Annotated in this window: 12 protein-coding genes; 8 read left to right on the top strand and 4 right to left on the bottom strand. The window is 38.3% G+C overall.

What is annotated here, in order from left to right; all coding sequences use genetic code 11:
* Nucleotides 1-89 precede the first annotated feature (89 nt).
* Complete coding sequence (locus H7254_RS03400) at nucleotides 90-1,676, bottom strand: S41 family peptidase (RefSeq protein WP_301931645.1); 1,587 nt, start codon at nucleotides 1,674-1,676, stop codon at nucleotides 90-92.
* 109 nt (nucleotides 1,677-1,785) lie between these two features.
* Here H7254_RS03400 and H7254_RS03395 point away from each other — a divergent pair, with 109 nt between their 5' ends.
* The 8 genes from H7254_RS03395 to H7254_RS03360 all read left to right on the top strand — a co-directional run bounded on the left by H7254_RS03395 (nucleotide 1,786) and on the right by H7254_RS03360 (nucleotide 13,004).
* Nucleotides 1,786-2,634 (top strand): N-acetylglucosamine kinase, encoded by an 849-nt coding sequence (locus H7254_RS03395; RefSeq protein ID WP_301921588.1) that lies wholly within the window; start codon nucleotides 1,786-1,788, stop codon nucleotides 2,632-2,634.
* 92 nt (nucleotides 2,635-2,726) lie between these two features.
* A complete protein-coding gene (gene murQ, locus H7254_RS03390) occupies nucleotides 2,727-3,539 on the top strand; it encodes an N-acetylmuramic acid 6-phosphate etherase (RefSeq protein WP_301931644.1) in 813 nt (270 codons plus the stop codon).
* Nucleotides 3,540-3,611: 72 nt separating this feature from the next.
* Nucleotides 3,612-4,838 carry a T9SS type A sorting domain-containing protein gene (locus tag H7254_RS03385; protein ID WP_301931643.1) on the top strand — a complete coding sequence of 409 codons (1,227 nt, stop codon included), beginning with the start codon at nucleotides 3,612-3,614 and terminating at the stop codon, nucleotides 4,836-4,838.
* A 144-nt stretch (nucleotides 4,839-4,982) separates the two neighbouring features.
* On the top strand, nucleotides 4,983-5,546 hold the full coding sequence (locus H7254_RS03380) for a hypothetical protein (RefSeq protein ID WP_301931642.1): 564 nt from the start codon (nucleotides 4,983-4,985) through the stop codon (nucleotides 5,544-5,546).
* A gap of 243 nt (nucleotides 5,547-5,789) precedes the next feature.
* A complete protein-coding gene (locus H7254_RS03375; RefSeq protein ID WP_301931641.1) occupies nucleotides 5,790-6,503 on the top strand; it encodes a succinate dehydrogenase cytochrome b subunit in 714 nt (237 codons plus the stop codon).
* 101 nt (nucleotides 6,504-6,604) lie between these two features.
* Nucleotides 6,605-8,581 carry a fumarate reductase/succinate dehydrogenase flavoprotein subunit gene (locus H7254_RS03370; protein WP_301931640.1) on the top strand — a complete coding sequence of 659 codons (1,977 nt, stop codon included), beginning with the start codon at nucleotides 6,605-6,607 and terminating at the stop codon, nucleotides 8,579-8,581.
* 33 nt (nucleotides 8,582-8,614) lie between these two features.
* Complete coding sequence (locus H7254_RS03365) at nucleotides 8,615-9,379, top strand: succinate dehydrogenase/fumarate reductase iron-sulfur subunit (RefSeq protein ID WP_301931639.1); 765 nt, start codon at nucleotides 8,615-8,617, stop codon at nucleotides 9,377-9,379.
* Between the two features lie 127 nt (nucleotides 9,380-9,506).
* Complete coding sequence (locus H7254_RS03360) at nucleotides 9,507-13,004, top strand: hypothetical protein (RefSeq protein WP_301931638.1); 3,498 nt, start codon at nucleotides 9,507-9,509, stop codon at nucleotides 13,002-13,004.
* Between the two features lie 34 nt (nucleotides 13,005-13,038).
* Here the strand turns inward: H7254_RS03360 and H7254_RS03355 are convergent, their stop codons facing one another.
* From H7254_RS03355 to H7254_RS03345, 3 genes are all read right to left on the bottom strand, one after another.
* The gene (locus H7254_RS03355) at nucleotides 13,039-13,716 is read right to left on the bottom strand and encodes a HupE/UreJ family protein (protein WP_301921574.1); all 678 of its coding nucleotides are present in this window, start codon (nucleotides 13,714-13,716) and stop codon (nucleotides 13,039-13,041) included.
* 14 nt (nucleotides 13,717-13,730) lie between these two features.
* Nucleotides 13,731-15,095, bottom strand: coding sequence for a lipopolysaccharide assembly protein LapB (locus H7254_RS03350; protein ID WP_301931637.1), 1,365 nt, complete (start codon nucleotides 15,093-15,095; stop codon nucleotides 13,731-13,733).
* Nucleotides 15,096-15,291: 196 nt separating this feature from the next.
* Nucleotides 15,292-17,299, bottom strand: a 2,008-nt coding sequence (locus H7254_RS03345) for a DUF4331 family protein (RefSeq protein WP_301931636.1), incomplete at its 5' end; no start/stop codon positions are given.

Raw genomic sequence — 17,299 nt, 5'->3', positions numbered from 1 at the left:
GAGATAGTATCAACACATGCGGCTTCATAAATTTATGCCTGTCACATTGATACAGCGAAAAAATACAGGAATATTTTAATAACAAAAAACTATTTGGATAACAACTCAACTGATTTCAACACTGCACTATCTTTTGTGTTCATTAATTCGTACAAACCTTCATTGCGCCATACTTGCCTTGCAATGGAAGATTGAATGCGGTTAATTAAATTGGTTTTTTCTTTATCAGAAACATTATTCAGCTCAATAGAATCTCTGGCCGCAGCTGCTACAAACTGTTTCCATTTGTCTTCAGTAAAAGTAAAATTTTTAATAAAATCTCTGGTTGATTTGTAACTGTTTAATTGTGCCTGATTTTGCAGGTAAAAATGGTAAGCAAAATCGGCTACCACACCTGTGTAATAAATTTTTGCAAAAGCCATACTAAAATTAGCAGTGTCGATGGGTATAAAAACATCGGGTGTTATTCCACCACCGCCGTACACAATTTTTCCATTGGGTGTTTTAAACATTTTGGTAGTATCATGTTTAACAGAATCGGCAGAATTTACTTCCCCATCATGAAAACGATTGGTTATTTCTGCATAGTATGCTTTCTCTCCGTTGTTGTATGGTCGCTGAATGCTTCTGCCAATGGGTGTATAATACCTTGCAATGGTAAGTCTAAGTGCACTCCCATCGCTCAGATCAAATTGCTCCTGTACCAAACCTTTTCCGAAACTGCGCCTGCCAACAATGGTAGCCCGGTTCCAGTCCTGTAATGCACCAATCAGTATTTCACTGGCACTTGCTGTGCCTTCATCAGCAAGTACTACCAGCTCACCTTTTTCAAAAAGGCCGGGTCGTTTACAACGGTATTCTTTTTTTTCAAAATGCGTTCCTTCTGTGTATACAATCAGTTTATCGCCATCTAAAAATTCATCCGCAATAGAAGTAGCTTCATCCAGTATTCCGCCACCATTGCCTCTCAGGTCAAGTATCAGTTTTTTTAATCCCTGTTTTTGTAAGGCTTCCATGGCTTGCATAAACTCCCGGTAAGTGGACAGCGAAAATTTATTCAATTTTATATATCCTATGCCGTTTTCAATAATATAACTGGCATCAATACTGCTAACCGGAATAATACCGCGGGTAATAACAAAAGGGATTGTCTTGTCATCCCTTAACACAGTAATAACCACCTTTGTATCAAGATCTCCCCTTAATAATTTTCTGATCCTGTCGGATGTAATTTTTTTACCTGCTACCAGCGTATCATTCACCTTAATGAATTTATCGCCGGTTTTGAGGCCTGCTTTAAAGCTTGGCCCATCTGGCACTACATTAATTACATTGATAGTATCATTGTACAAATTAAACTCTATCCCAATGCCGAAAAAATTGCCGGCAATATCATCATTTACACTCTGCAGGTCGTCAGCTGGTATAAAAACAGAATGTGGATCAAGCTTGCTTAAAATAGCAGCAATGGCTGTATCACTCAATGCAGCAACTTTTACGCTGTCTACATATTTGGTTTCAATCAAATCCATTACTTCCTGTATCGGCCTCCGTTTATCAATTGAAAAAAAGTTTTTACCCGGCATATTATCCCTCATTTTATATCCCAGCATCATCCCAGCAATCATTGTAATACTAAAAAGCAATGGTAACCAAACCTTAATTTTCTTGTTCATATATACACTTATAAACACGAAAATAATAGAATTATAATGAATGCCGCCGATGTGTTTTTTAATTAACTTGAGCTTTAATATTCTAATCTTAAAAAACTAAACAATAACAATGGCAATTATATTAATAGCAGACAGTGGTTCAACCAAGGCAGAATGGTGCCTGATAAACGGAATAAAAAAGAAAAAAATTTTTACACAAGGTATGAGTCCTTATTTTTTAAACAGAGAGCAGATTCAGCAAATTCTGGCTACTGAATTAAAAACTAAACTGAACGGTGTTGAGCCCGATGAAGTGTACTACTATGGTACGGGCTGCATCAATCCTGAAAATGTAAAATTAATAAAAACGGCTTTAAAGACAACTTTTCCCAAGGCAAGGCTTTTTGTAGACAATGACCTTATGGGTGCAGCAAAAGCTTTATGCGGTAATGAAAAAGGTGTGGCATGTATATTGGGAACAGGTTCAAATTCCGGTTATTATAATGGCAAAAAAATTATAAAAAACAGCCCGGGACTGGGTTATATTTTGGGCGATGAAGGAAGTGGTGCTTACCTGGGTAAAAAAGTGATACAGTACTATTTGTACAACACTTTTGATCCCGACCTGATGGATCGTTTTAATGCCAAATACAATACAACCTCTATTGAAATATTAGATGCGGTGTACAAGCACCCATTACCCAATCGTTACCTGGCAGGCTTTGTTTCATTTCTGGTAGAAAACCGGGGTCATTTTATGATAGAAAATATTATCGAAGATGGTTTTAATGATTTCTTTTTTAACCATGTGTACAAATACCGTGAAAGCTGGATAATGCCCGTCCATTTTATTGGAAGTGTGGCTTTTGGATTTAAAGATATTTTAAAAGAGATGTGCGATGCTTATGAGTTACAGCTGGGCAGGGTATTAAAAAACCCCATGGAGGGATTGATACATTTTCACAGTCAAAAGAGATAGCGAAACAATTAAGCCTTATCACTGCAACCAGCAATAGAAAATATAAACAGGTCATATAACAACAAAATTGGCCGGAATAAAGGGAGTAAAAAATGTCTATTCAAAAAATCACAGAAGAAGAGTCCAGCTATCAGCATCTTGAAAAAATGTCTGTAGGGGACTTGCTCACGCATATCAATAACGAAGATAAAAAGGTAGCGGGGGCAGTGGAAAAAGCGTTGCCGCAAATTGAATCTCTTGTAAAGATTGTGGCAGATAAAATGCTGGCAGGCGGCCGTCTTTTTTATATAGGTGCAGGCACCAGCGGAAGATTGGGTATTTTGGATGCAAGTGAGTGTCCGCCTACATTTGGTGTATCGCCTAATCTCATCATTGGCATCATAGCGGGTGGAAATAAAGCCATCACATCAGCAGTAGAATTTGCAGAGGATGATGCAGAACAGGGCTGGAAAGACTTGCAGCAGCATACCGTTGGTGATAAAGATATAGTGATTGGGATAGCTGCAAGCGGAACTACTCCGTATGTAATAGGTGCTTTACAAAAATGCAATGCCCACGAGATAGTAACTGGCAGCATTTGCTGTAATATCAACGCACCATTAAGTGAAGTGGCTAACTATCCTGTTGAAGTAATTGTTGGTCCCGAATTTATAACCGGCAGCACAAGGATGAAAAGTGGTACCGCACAAAAGCTGATACTGAATATGATTTCTACCACATTAATGATACAATTGGGCAGGGTAGAGAATAACCGCATGGTAAATATGCAGTTAACAAACGAAAAATTAATCGACCGGGGGGTTCGCATGGTAATGGATAAATTGAGTATAGGATATGTGGCAGCAAAAGAGCTGCTGTTACAATCCGGCAGTGTAAAAAAAACTTTGGAAAATCATTCTTCATAACTTACGTAATATTGTTTTTCTTCCGCTATTTGGTTAACTTACGGATGCTTAATTTACCATAAAAATTCTGTCATGAAACGCAAACTTTTACTCTTAGTTATATTTTTTACAACTTCTTTTTTTACACAGGCTCAAAATTCTGGCAGGTCATACGCTATTACCGGAAAAGCTAACAATAGCTCTTTTTGGGGCGATATAAAACAGGTCGATCTTACCACGGGTAAAGTAATAAAAACATTGTTTGAGGCAAATAAAACAGCTTTTAAAATATCCAATGCCGACGATGCTTCAGATGCCAGAATAGCAACGGCAAACCCAACCAGTTTTGGTGTTGCTGCCTGCGCACTGGATGCAGTACATAACAGACTGTATTTTGCGCCGATCCATTTTTCTGATATAAATTATCTTGACCTTAATCAACCCGAAGCACGTTTTACCACCGTTAAAACCGGCTTGTTGGCAAGACCGGCTGCCAATGGCTTTCAGTCAGAAGAAAATCAAATTACAAGAATGGTGATTGCTGCGGACGGTTACGGCTATGCGCTCACCAATGATGCCAATCACCTGGTGCGCTTTAGTACCGGTAAAAATGCAGCAGTGCAGGATCTTGGACCGGTGATTGATGCAGCAGAAAACAAAGGTATTTCTGTACATAATAAATGCAGTAGTTGGGGTGGTGACATGGTTGCAGATGCATTTGGTAAACTGGTTATAGTAACAGCAAACCATAATATTTTTAACATTGACGTTGATACAAGAACCGCAAAATTTTCGGGAACCATATCCGGATTACCTGCAAATTTTACAACCAATGGTGCTGCTGTGGATGACGATGGAAACATGGTAGTAAGCAGTGCCAACGTTTTTGACGGATTGTACAAAGTAAATATGAAAGATTTGTCGGCTTTAAAAATTATAAGTACTGAACAGCCTTTCAATGCTTCAGATTTAGCAAATGCAAACTTTTTATTACAGAAAGAAGCGGATGCTGCAAGAAATTTTCCGCTGACAAAGTCAATGTTACCATTGAGTGCCATCAACGATGCAAAAGTATTTCCTAACCCGGAAACCGGCTCACAATTCAGGGTTTTGATAGAAGGACAAAAGGCGGGAAGATATACAATTGTTGTTACAGACCTTACGGGTCGTACCCTTCAATTAAAAGTAATCAGCCTTACAAACTCCTCACAAACAACTACAATAAATTTAGCACGACGCCAGGCAAAAGGGGCTTATATCGTAAATGTTTTAGACGATAATGAGCAGGTGGTATCTACAGAAAAACTGGTACTTGAATAAAAGTGTATTTCTGGTTAATATTTTAATAAAGGCTGCATTTATCGCAGCTTTTTTTATAAAGAATAAACTTTATCATCAGTATGATTTAATTTTGAAGCCACAGTAATGTTATCTCCGAAGGGGATAAGTAATCTTTTTTAAAGTATGCAAAATATAGAACCTTATTATAACTGGCGCCATTTGTACATTGCAGAAGAAGATGACAGATCTCCTTTTTTTGGCCGTGAATACAGCGAATTTGAATTTACTCAAGCCGTATACAATTACTATATACACCCGCAATGGGATGAATTTGGCAGCAGAACTTTATACATGAAAATTTTGTTCATTGATTATGATCAGCATTATGCAATCATTGAATTGCTGGGCGAATGGAACGATGCGATTGAAAATGATATAATGACCCTGCGGAGGGATGTTACAGATATTTTATATTTACAAGGCGTGTATAAATTTATATTAGTAGCAGAAAATGTGTTAAATTTTCACAGTAGTGATGATAGTTATTATGAAGAGTGGCGGGAACAACTGGAAGATGATAATGGATGGGTAGTGATTTTAAATATGCCCGCCCAAAGCCAGTATGATTTTAAAAAAGCAAGGCTTACTAACTATGCCGCATTACTGGATTTTCCCCAATGGAGAACCCTAAAACCCGAAATAGTTTTTCAACAGGTAGATAACTGGATGATAAAACAATTAAATTAAACGTTCTGCACCCATCATTATTTTCTATTTTAAATTGTAACAGCAGTAAGATGTGGTTTGTATCTGCACAAACCACTTACCAGCCTCGTTTAGTGTACCCAATGCCCCAAAGAAGGAGCAACAATTTGGAAGATACACGATCATAATTAACTAAAAAGTATTGCGTAAATAATTTCAATAAAATAATTTTTTGAAACATACTGACGTACTTTTGCATCAATTTAATAAAATAACCCAAGCTATATGACCTGGAAATTGTTCTTTACTTCCTCAATCGGCAAGAAATTTATCATGGCGCTTACCGGTATTTTTCTCATTACTTTTTTAATTGTTCACTGCACTATTAACTCCATGATTTTTTTTAATGATGCCGGAGAAACGTTTAACCATTGGGGTCATTTCATGGGTTCTAATTTAATCGTTAGAACCATGGAGATAGGATTGTTTGTATTTTTACTTCTTCATATAGTACAGGGATTAATATTATGGAGGCAGAATAATAAAGCCCGTCCATTAAAATACGCTGTTAATAATGCCAACAAAAATAGCAAATGGTACAGCAGAAGCATGGGCTTGCTGGGTACGTTGATTCTTATTTTCCTGGTAATGCATTTATATCATTTTTGGACGCCGTCCCGCTTTGGCGGAATGATAGGTATTAAAGCTCTGGATGAAGTAAATCTGGATGTTTACAACAACGAAACAGTGCATAATTTGTATGCAGAAATGAAATTAGTTTTTGAGAACAACTTGTTAATTGTAATTGTTTATATCCTTGGCGTTACGTCGTTGTGCTGGCATTTGCTGCACGGGTTTCAAAGTGCCTTTCAAACATTGGGCGTAAACCATAAACGATATACACCCATAATTAAAGGAGTTGGTGTTGTATACTCGCTGGTAATTTGCGTCTTGTTTGCCTTGATGCCAATTGCTTTTTATTTACACTGGATAAATTAAGTAAAACCCAACAGTAACAAAATATCGTTGCAACTATTGTTTTACATCAAATTCTATTGTAATCAAATTAATAGTTAACTAATCATTTAATCAACATTATTATGTCTTTCGATTCAAAAATTCCTGCCGGCGAAATGGATGAAAAGTGGAACGATTATAAGGGGCACGTTAAACTGGTAAACCCGTCTAACAAACGCAAGCTTGAAATAATTGTGGTGGGTACAGGATTAGCAGGGGCATCTGCTGCAGCCTCACTTGGCGAAATGGGTTACCAGGTAAAATCTTTTTGCTTTCAGGATAGTCCCCGCCGGGCACACAGTATTGCGGCCCAGGGAGGAATAAATGCGGCAAAAAATTATCAGAATGATGGAGACTCTGTTTTTCGTTTATTTTATGATACCGTAAAAGGAGGAGATTACCGTGCAAGAGAAGCTAACGTTCACCGCCTGGCAGAAGTTAGTAGTGCAATCATTGATCAATGTGTGGCGCAAGGTGTTCCTTTTGCCAGAGAATACGGAGGCTTGTTAAGCAACCGCAGTTTTGGCGGAACGCAGGTTCAGCGTACTTTTTATGCTGCCGGACAAACAGGGCAGCAATTATTACTGGGTGCTTACAGCGCTCTCGAAAGACAGGTAAGCCTGGGAAATGTAAAAACTTATACCCGTCATGAAATGTTAGATGTGGTAATGATAGATGGAAAGGCAAGAGGTATTATTGCCAGAAATTTAATCACTGGCGAACTGGAACGCCATTTCGGACACGCTGTTTTATTATGTAGCGGAGGATATGGAAACGTGTTTTATCTTAGCACCAATGCCATGGGTAGCAATGTTACTGCCGCATGGAAGGCACATAAAAAAGGAGCTTATTTTGGTAATCCTTGTTTTACACAAATTCATCCCACCTGTATTCCGGTAAGTGGCGATCACCAAAGCAAGTTAACACTGATGAGTGAATCACTTCGAAATGATGGCCGTATATGGGTTCCTAAAATGAAAGCGGACGCAAGAAAAGCAACTGATATTCCAGAAGAGGAAAGAGATTATTATTTGGAGAGAAGATATCCTGCATTTGGAAACCTGGTACCAAGAGATGTGGCCTCCAGGGCAGCAAAAGAAAGATGCGACGAAGGTTATGGAGTGGGTACCACCAAGATGGCGGTGTACCTTGATTTTGCCGATGCCATTGTACGCTATGGTAAAATTGAAGCCGGTAAACAAGGCAATGATTCGTTAGACGAGGCAACGCTTATTAAATTAGGCAAAGATGTGGTGAAAGAAAAATACGGTAACCTGTTTGAAATGTATGAAAAGATAACAGGCGAAAATCCCTATAACTTACCAATGAGGATATATCCGGCAGTACATTATGTTATGGGAGGTTTGTGGGTAAATTATGAATTGCAAACTACCATACCGGGTTTATATGCAATGGGCGAAGCAAACTTTAGTGATCATGGAGCTAATCGCTTGGGAGCAAGTGCGTTGATGCAGGGATTGGCGGATGGCTATTTTGTAATTCCATACACATTGGGTAATTACCTGGCCGATGACATCAGTACTAAAAGTATTCCTACCTCGCATCCTGCATTTGAAATTGCAGAAAAAGAAGTAAGTGACAGAATCAACGCACTGAAGAATATTAAAGGCACAAAAACAGTTGAAAGTTTTCACAAACGGTTGGGAAAAATTATGTGGGATAAATGCGGCATGGCCCGCAATGCACAAGGGTTGCAGGAAGCTATTGTTGAAATTCAGCAGCTTAAAAAAGAATTCTGGGCGGATGTAAAAATACCAGGTGAGATAAATTCGATGAACCCCGAACTGGATAAAGCCGGAAGGGTAGCTGATTTTATTGAGCTGGGCGAACTGATGTGTAAAGATGCATTGGACAGAAATGAAAGCTGTGGTGGCCATTTTAGAGAAGAGTCACAAACGGAAGATGGCGAAGCAAAAAGAGACGATGTAAATTATAGTTATGTTTCTGCCTGGGAATACAAAGGCGAAAGTGAGTGGCAGTTAAACAAAGAAGCTTTAAGTTTTGAGATAGCTAAGCCAACTCAACGTAGTTATAAATAAATAATAGAAAATCACACACTGCAAATACTTTCTATGAATCATTACAACATGAATCTGACACTAAAAGTCTGGCGTCAGAAAAATAAAGAAGCAAAAGGAAATTTTGAAGTTTATCCCGTAAAAAATATTTCTTCTGAAATGTCTTTTCTTGAAATGTTTGATGTATTAAACGAACAATTAATAACGCAAGATAAAGATCCCATCGCATTTGACCATGATTGCAGGGAAGGAATTTGTGGTTCCTGTAGTATGCACATTAACGGTGAGGCACATGGTCCGTGGGCACAAAATACCACCTGTCAGTTACACATGCGGGCGTTTAAAGATGGAGATACAATTGTGGTAGAACCCTGGCGCAGCGCGGCTTTTCCGGTAATAAAAGATTTAGTAGTTAATCGCAGCGCTTTTGACCGCATCATTCAGGCGGGCGGTTATATCTCGGTAAATACCGGCAATGCTGTTGATGCCAATTCATTACCCATTGATAAAAAAGATGCGGATAATGCATTTATGGCTGCAGCCTGTATTGGTTGTGGTGCCTGTGTTGCCGCCTGTGTAAACGGCAGCGCTATGTTATTTGTAAGCGCTAAAGTTGCGCAGTTGGCGCAATTACCGCAGGGGCAACCTGAAAGAGAATCAAGGGTGTTGAATATGGTAGCCCAGATGGATAAGGAAAATTTTGGTAATTGCAGCAATACCTACGCTTGTGAAGCGGAATGTCCTAAAGGAATTTCGGTAAGCAATATTGCCCGTTTTAACAGGGAATATCTTTCTTCCGGATTAAGTACTGAACAATAAAATTTTACGTTATATTATTTGTAAACCTTCCTTTGTCCGGAAGGTTTTTTTATTTGTGGATATTACTGCATTTAAAAAGTGCTGCACAATAAATCATAACTTTAATCATTGAATCTAAAAGCCTGATTTGAAATCTCCAAGGATATATCTGCTGCTGATCTTTCTGCTGACTATACAATTATCCCAGGCGCAAAAAATAATGTCGCCGGTTTCTAATCTCAGGAGTAAAAAAATCAGAATATACAATACAGTTTCGGGTTTTGATAGTTTAAGTATTGTTCCCCAAACCTTCAGTATAAAGAATATATATTCTTCTCAATATATCCTGGATGAAATCAATGCCCGTTTAACCTGGATACAAAAGCCGGTGACTGATAGCGTTGAAATAAGTTACCGCGTTTTTCCGGGCAGATTGAATGCCCCTTCACGGCATTTTAATTATGATAGTATCCGCAATAATTTCATCAGCGAACGTCCATACATTTTTAAAAATACCGGTAAAAATGCCAATGCACTGTTTGATTTTGGCGACATCAATTACAACGGTAGCTTCGGACGGGGTATTTCATTTGGTAACAGCCAGGATGCCGTATTAAATTCCAGTTTAAATTTACAGATCAATGGTTTTATCGGCGATAGTCTGGAGCTAACGGCAGCAGTAACCGATAATAATATCCCAATTCAGCCCGATGGTAATACAAAGGATTTAAGAGATTTTGATAAGATATTTCTGCAGGTTAAGAAACGCAACTGGCAAATTAATTTTGGCGACATTGATATTCGTCAAAGTAAAAATTATTTTCTCAATTTTTACAAACGCTTACAGGGGATGTCTTTTTTAACCGACAATAAACTAAGCAAAAATATAAACAACTCTTTCTTGCTAAGTGGCTCAGTTGCCAAAGGAAAATTTAACCGCAATGTTCTCACCCCTCTCGAAGGAAACCAGGGCCCGTATAGATTACAGGGCGGTAACAATGAGTTATTTTTTACCATTCTTGCCGGCACAGAACGAATTTTTATGGATGGTGAATTATTGGTAAGAGGTGAAGACCAGGATTACGTTATTAATTACAATACGGCAGAATTAACTTTTACGCCTAAGCGAATGATCACAAAAGATAAAAGAATACAGGCTGAATTTGAATATGCGGACAGGAACTTTTTAAACAGCAATATTTATGTAAATGACGAAGTAACTATTAATAAAAAACTGGTGCTGAGTATGGGGGCATTCTCTAACCAGGATGCAAAAAATTCTCCCATCAATCAAACGCTGGATGTTAACCAAAAACAATTTTTGGCAAATGTGGGCAATGGTATTGATACTGCATTTTACAAAGGTGCTGTACTGGATACTTTTGCAACCGGTAAAATTTTGTACAGCAGGATAGACACCGTTTTTAACGCAACCCAGCATGATTCTGTCTACGTGTATAATACTACCAATAACAATAGGTTGTATAACCTGGCGTTTACTTTTTTAGGACTGGGAAAAGGAAATTATATACAACAGTACACCGCTACCAACGGCAAGGTTTTTAAATGGGTTGCACCCAATGCCGCCAATATAAAACAGGGCGACTGGGAACCGGTAATTTTATTGGTAACTCCTAAAAAAAAGCAACTGATTACTGTTGGGGCAGAGTATGCCATCAATGCAACCACCCGGATAAAAACAGAATTTGCGGTTAGCAATTATGATATCAATCTTTTTAGCAGTAAAGATAAAAGCAACGATAATGGCGTGGCTGCTAAAATTCAACTAATGCAGGATGGTAAAAAAATTCATCTTTTTAAAAAGGCCTTGCAACTGCAAACCAACCTGGGCTACGAATTTGTACAAAGCCGTTTTACACCGCTGGAGCGGCTACGCAATGTAGAATTTAACCGGGACTGGAGTTTGCCCTATATCATTGCACCTGCCAATGAAAGCCTTGCCAACGCAGCATTTCAGTTGAAAGACAGCATAGGCAATCAAATAAAATACGAAATTACAAATTATAACCGCAGCGATAAATTTATCGGTGTACGGCAAATGCTCTATCATTATTCCAGCATCCGTGATTGGAAGATAACTGACCAGGTTAGTATCACCAGCAGTAACTCTCCTTTGCAGAAATTTACTTACCTGCGTCCATCTGTTGATGTAAATAAACTATTTAAGAAAATCAATAACCTGGTGGTGGGCGCTAATTATTCTGCAGAACACAATGCCAGCAGCAACAAACAGTACGATACCTTATCTCCACTTAGTTTTGCCTTTCATACATGGCAATTGTATCTTAAATCGGATGAGACAAAATTAAATAAATGGGGTATTAGTTTTTTTACCCGCAGTGATTTTTATCCTGTTATAAAGAAATTATCAGTGGCAGATAAAAGTAATAATTTTAGTGTAAATACTGCTTTGCTTAAGAACGAACATCACCAGTTTAAATTTAATCTTACCTATCGCAAATTAGAAATAATAAATCCATTGCTTACCACACAAAAGCCGGATGAAAGTTTGCTGGGCAGGACAGAATATTATGTAAATGAATGGAAAGGGCTAGTTACAGGAAACGTTTTATACGAGGTAGGAGCGGGACAGGAACAGAAAAGGGAATTTACTTTTGTAGAGGTACCGGCAGGGCAGGGCGAATACACCTGGAATGATTATAATAATAATGGAATTGCAGAACTGAATGAATTTGAAATTGCTTTGTTTCCCGATCAGCGGAAATACATCCGTGTAAATACCCCCACCAACCAATATGTAAAAGCTAACTATGTAACATTTAATTATAATATTGATATCAGTCCACATGCTGTAATCAATGCATCTACTGCAAAAGGATTTAGAAAATTATTAACCAGGATCAGTACTTCTTCTTCGATGCAGATTAATAAAAAAGATATCTCTACCGGTAAATTTCAATTCAATCCTTTTACCAAAAAATTGGTTGATACAACTTTGCTGACACTAAGTTCTTTTTTATCGAATTCCTTTTTCTTTAACCGCACCAGTAGTAAATGGGGCATGGATGTAACGCACAGCCAGAGTAGCGGGAAGTCTTTATTAACCTATGGTGTTGAAAGCAGGAAACTCCGTAACATCACCTACAAAGCGCGGTTTAATTTCAACAGAAAGATAACCGCCGGCATATCTTTGAAGTCGATTATCAACGAACTGGCCACGCCTAAATTTGATAATAGAAATTACAGCGTTCAGCAAAAAGTTGCTGAACCTTCGGTAAGCTATACTCATGGAACTAATTTACGGTTAACTGCGTCTTACAGCATCAGTGATAAAAAAAATACCATTGGTTTTTTTGAACAACTCACCAACAGCGCTATTAATACCGAAGTAAAATACAATGTACCTTCCAACAGTACCATCAACGGAAAATTTTCAGTCAACTCAATAAACTTTTCCTCAAAGGATAATGCAGCTTCACCCAATTCAACCGTAGGATATATCATGCTGGAAGGATTACTACCTGGCAAAAATTATTTATGGAATCTGGAATATACCAAACGCCTTGCAGGCAATATCGAAATGAGCATCCAATACGATGGTAGAAAACCAGGCACAGCAAGGGTTGTACACGTTGGCCGTGCTACCATCCGGGCTATTTTTTAAAACAATAATTTTAGTTATTGTACTTCATAAAAATTTACGTTGTCATAAAAACTCTTTCAACTACCCAGTACCCGGCAACCAAAGCAATCACAGAAGATAAGCCGTATACTACTCTTTGCCGGTACCAGGTTTCATTTTTAAAAGGAATAATCAGCAAACAAAAAACAGTAAGTATCACAGTCATTTGTCCCAGTTCTACACCCAGATTAAAGGATAAAACAGACGTAAAAAATTTTCCTGCAGGCAATCCTATTTCGTTTAATGCACTGGCAAAGCCCATTCCATGAACCAACCCAAACAGAAATACCACCAGAATACGCCACGGTTTTAATTTTGTGATGAGCATATTTTCTACAGCAACAAATGCAATGGATAAAGCAATTATAGGTTCCACCACTGGTGCAGGCGCAACGAAAATATTCTTCATACTAAGTGCAAGCGTTATAGAATGCGCTACCGTAAATGCAGTAGCCTGCCATAACATGGTTTTAATATTTGTACTCAGCAAACACAATCCAACAACAAACAAAATATGGTCTGCACCGTAAGGCAAAATATGTGTAAAGCCCAATTTAGTATAAAACCATACCACATCTACATTCGGTGCATTTTGCAACGCATAATTGATGCTGTGTGCAAATAAAAATGACGATGAAAATAAGGCTGTCATCAACAACAATATTTTTAAATGTACAGCTGTAATTTTTTTCATGATGGATTATTTAATCATTTTGCAAAGACAATATTTTGATTTTTTAACTGTTGCGATACATCAGCCTTAAGGCTTTCATCAATAGTCGGATTATTTTGTAAACCATCCTGTAAATATTTTTTTGCTTTAACAGTATCGCCTTTTTTTGCAAAAATTAAACCGGCCCTGCACAATAAAGTTGGATTTTTACTATTGGTTTTAAGCGCTTCCTGCAAGTAAGGCAAGGCTTTGTCGGCTTCGTTATTTTTAAAATACATCCAGGCAACCGTTTCATTTACTTCAATGTTTTTAGGGCGCCTGTTGTACTCAAGTAATGCATGTTCAAGCGCTTTGTCAACGTTATTAATGCTCAGGTAAGCATAGGACAGTTCTTTATCTGCATAATGGCCGATGCTTTCATTTGTATTGGCGGCCTGTGCATTTTTATTTAATTCATCAATTACATTTTTTGTAAGGTCCTCCGCTTTTTGTTTCTGGCCTGCTAAAAAATACACATTGGCAAGTTCCTGCATAAATGTATTGCCGGTAGCATCTTTTGCTGCCTGCTGGTAATAGTCAATGGCTTTGGGGTATTCTTTTGCAGCAAGGGCTAAACGTGCCATTCCTGCAAGTGCATACATATAGCCGGGGCGTTCATTAAGGGCAATCTTGTAATTTATTTCAGCGCTTTTAATGTCACCGGTATTTTCATATAAATGACCAAGTTGTACCCTTGACCATTCTGTTGCTTCATCTCCGGGCGCTCCTGCACCAACGGCTAATTTCATAGCGTCGATAGCTCCGGTATAATCGCCGTATATTTCACGCAGGTAAGATGCCCTTGCGTAAGAACGCAGGTCGGGCCGGATGTCCATCATTTTTTGAGCACAGTCTAAAGCAGAATCATAGTTGCCCATTTCTACATTGCCATCTACCAGAATGCCATGAACGAATGCATTGTAGGGAATAATATCCCTTGCTTTTTGTGCCGTAGCCAGGCCGTCTGCAAAATGATGCTGGCTAAGATAGATTAATGATTTAAGTGTAAGAGCTTCAAAATTGTTAGCATCAATTTTAAGTGCATCGTTGATCAGTTTCATCGCGGCCATATCGTAGTAAGGATAATTACCTGTGGCTCTTGCCTCCAGAATAAAATAGTTTGCCAGGGCAATAATTGATTTTGAATCATTTGAATTGGCTTTAATTTTACGCTGCAGCAACGCAATATTTTTTTGCGTAAGTATCCATTCATCTGTTTTTGCTAATAAGCCTTTACGGGGAAGCATTGTGTAAACCATTGCTTCCATTTTTTTTTCTTTATGTTGATATTGTAAGATTATAAATCCAATGGAACTTATAAACACAATTAGCAATGCGATGTATAAAATATTTTTTTTCATGTTCTTCTATTTGTTGATGAGATGGTTAATTAGGTTAAGAATAATAGCATTAAAAAATATATTTAACTAAATAAAAAAGGTTGTTTTAAAAACAAGGACATTTAAAAAGAGCTCAGCCATGTATCCAAAACCAATTCTGGCATATGTTTCAACCAGAGATGATTTTTGTTTTTAAAACAACCTTCTTGTAAAAAAATTATCCTTTCACTACTTTGAGGGTTTGTTTAACCTCGCCATCTTTTACCACTTTTATAAAATAAATACCTTTACTCAATTCACGACCGTTCCATTTTTCGGTATAAGTGCCTGGCTTAACATTTTTATCTACCAGCATTTTTATTTGCTGTCCTTGTGCATTTACCAATGAAATATTCACTCTGGCAGTATTATCTACATGGTAGGTAATAGTACCATTTTCAACAAATGGATTAGGAGAAACCTTTGCAAAAACTTCGGGAGTTGACATTGCCAAACCACCTGTGTTTACAGTGCTTCTGATTGTATTATTGGACCTTGCATTGTTTGGTGTATTGCAAGGGCAAATATATGTACCGGCAAAAGGTTCCTGTACATATGGAAACCATTGTTTTAGCGGAACATCATTCGCTTCTACGCCTGTAGTGTAGGTCAGTACATTCACCAGGTCAGGCGTTACCGGGCTTTTACTTGTGCCGGGAACATAATCATCGTACCATAAACCAATGGCGGCAAGTACAACACCGCCTACTGCCTGCAATTCAATTCTTGTCACATCATCCTCCAGCCTTCTTCCGTTGGGGAAGCCATCCATGTTGGGAATATACTGAATTGACGTGTTTGAGTTGTAAGCGGGGTCTGTTAATCCAAGTACTGCTGCCTGTATTAAACCAAGAGAACTAAACTGGCTGCTTGTTCTCGGAGTTGGTGGTACAGCCATGTTCAGACGAAGCATATCTCCTCCGTTTGGTAAAAAATTAGATATGAAAGGTTTTCCCTTTGCCAATGGATTGCCTGCTTTGCCCGTTGCTAACTGGTATGGCGCCATATTGGGAACGCCCGTATGAAAGATCGGCCATAAATCAACAGAACGTGGTGAATTTGCTTTCGGCAACAATAGTCCGCCAAATGCAGATTCAGCTAGCGCTGTACCATCCAAAGCTGCATTACCTTTAAGGCCATACAAACCATTTTGGTTATTGCCAAAACCAAATGCACCCAACGAATTTCTTTGTATCCGTAATGGTTTTAATCCTGGAACAGCACCTCCAAAAAAAGTATCGTCCATGTACAAAGCCAGTTCGGGATTATAGAAGAATTTTCCGAATGTGCTTAGCGTTGCCAGGTCCTCATAGGGTGTCAAAGAATTCCAATAATCTTTGTACCCGATTGGAATAACAACTTCATTTGTCAATGGCATACCCAAACGGGATACCTGAACCCATGGTCCACTATTAGTAGTTCCTTTACCATCTTCTCTTAAAATACTTATTTTTTGTCTGCTTGCACTAGCCCAAACACCAATAACATAATTGGGATCAAGTATACTCACACACTGACTTACCGGCTTTTTGTCTTTTTGCAAAGTGCTGATATCAATTTGCAGAGCAATAGTAGAAACGTTTAAACATTTCAATCCGTCTGTAGCCATACCATTTGCACGAGGTGCATCACCCAGGTCAAAAATTCCTCCAAGATCTACAAAAAAAGGATCGTCTGCCGGGCCACAAAATACCTTTTCGCCTGTGCTAGCAGTTGTAAGGGCATTGACAACCTCCTGAGTATAATCTGAAGCGCCTAATCCAACAGATGATGTAATAGAACGTGGGCCAATATTGGGTGGTGGCACAATTCCTTTTTCAACTACTGTTTGAAAACTCATCCCTCCATTCATACTTCTTTCCATTTTATAAGTTGTTTTAAGATTTTGCTTACCCAAACGGATGTTGAAAAAAGTGGTAGGATCTTCATTAATTTGGTGAAAAGTAAACCGATAAATAATATCATCACCTTTTGTGGCAATATTGTTATCAATATGAACTTCGTAACGAATATTTTCACCAAACTGGTAATAATTAGGCCCACCCTGCGGCAACTGCCCGGGAACATAGTTGGCAATGATGGTTACCTTATTCGGATCATCGGGGCTGCGGAAAGCATACACATCTGTATTATCTGCCAGCGGGTCGTTGGCAATCAAAGGTGCTTCCCTGTGAGACGATGCAAAT

Origin of the sequence: Ferruginibacter sp., from assembly GCF_014377975.1 — a bacterium.
GTDB lineage: Bacteria > Bacteroidota > Bacteroidia > Chitinophagales > Chitinophagaceae > Ferruginibacter.
Note: the sequence above shows the minus strand (reverse complement) of the source record. Positions and strands in the feature narration are given on the sequence as shown.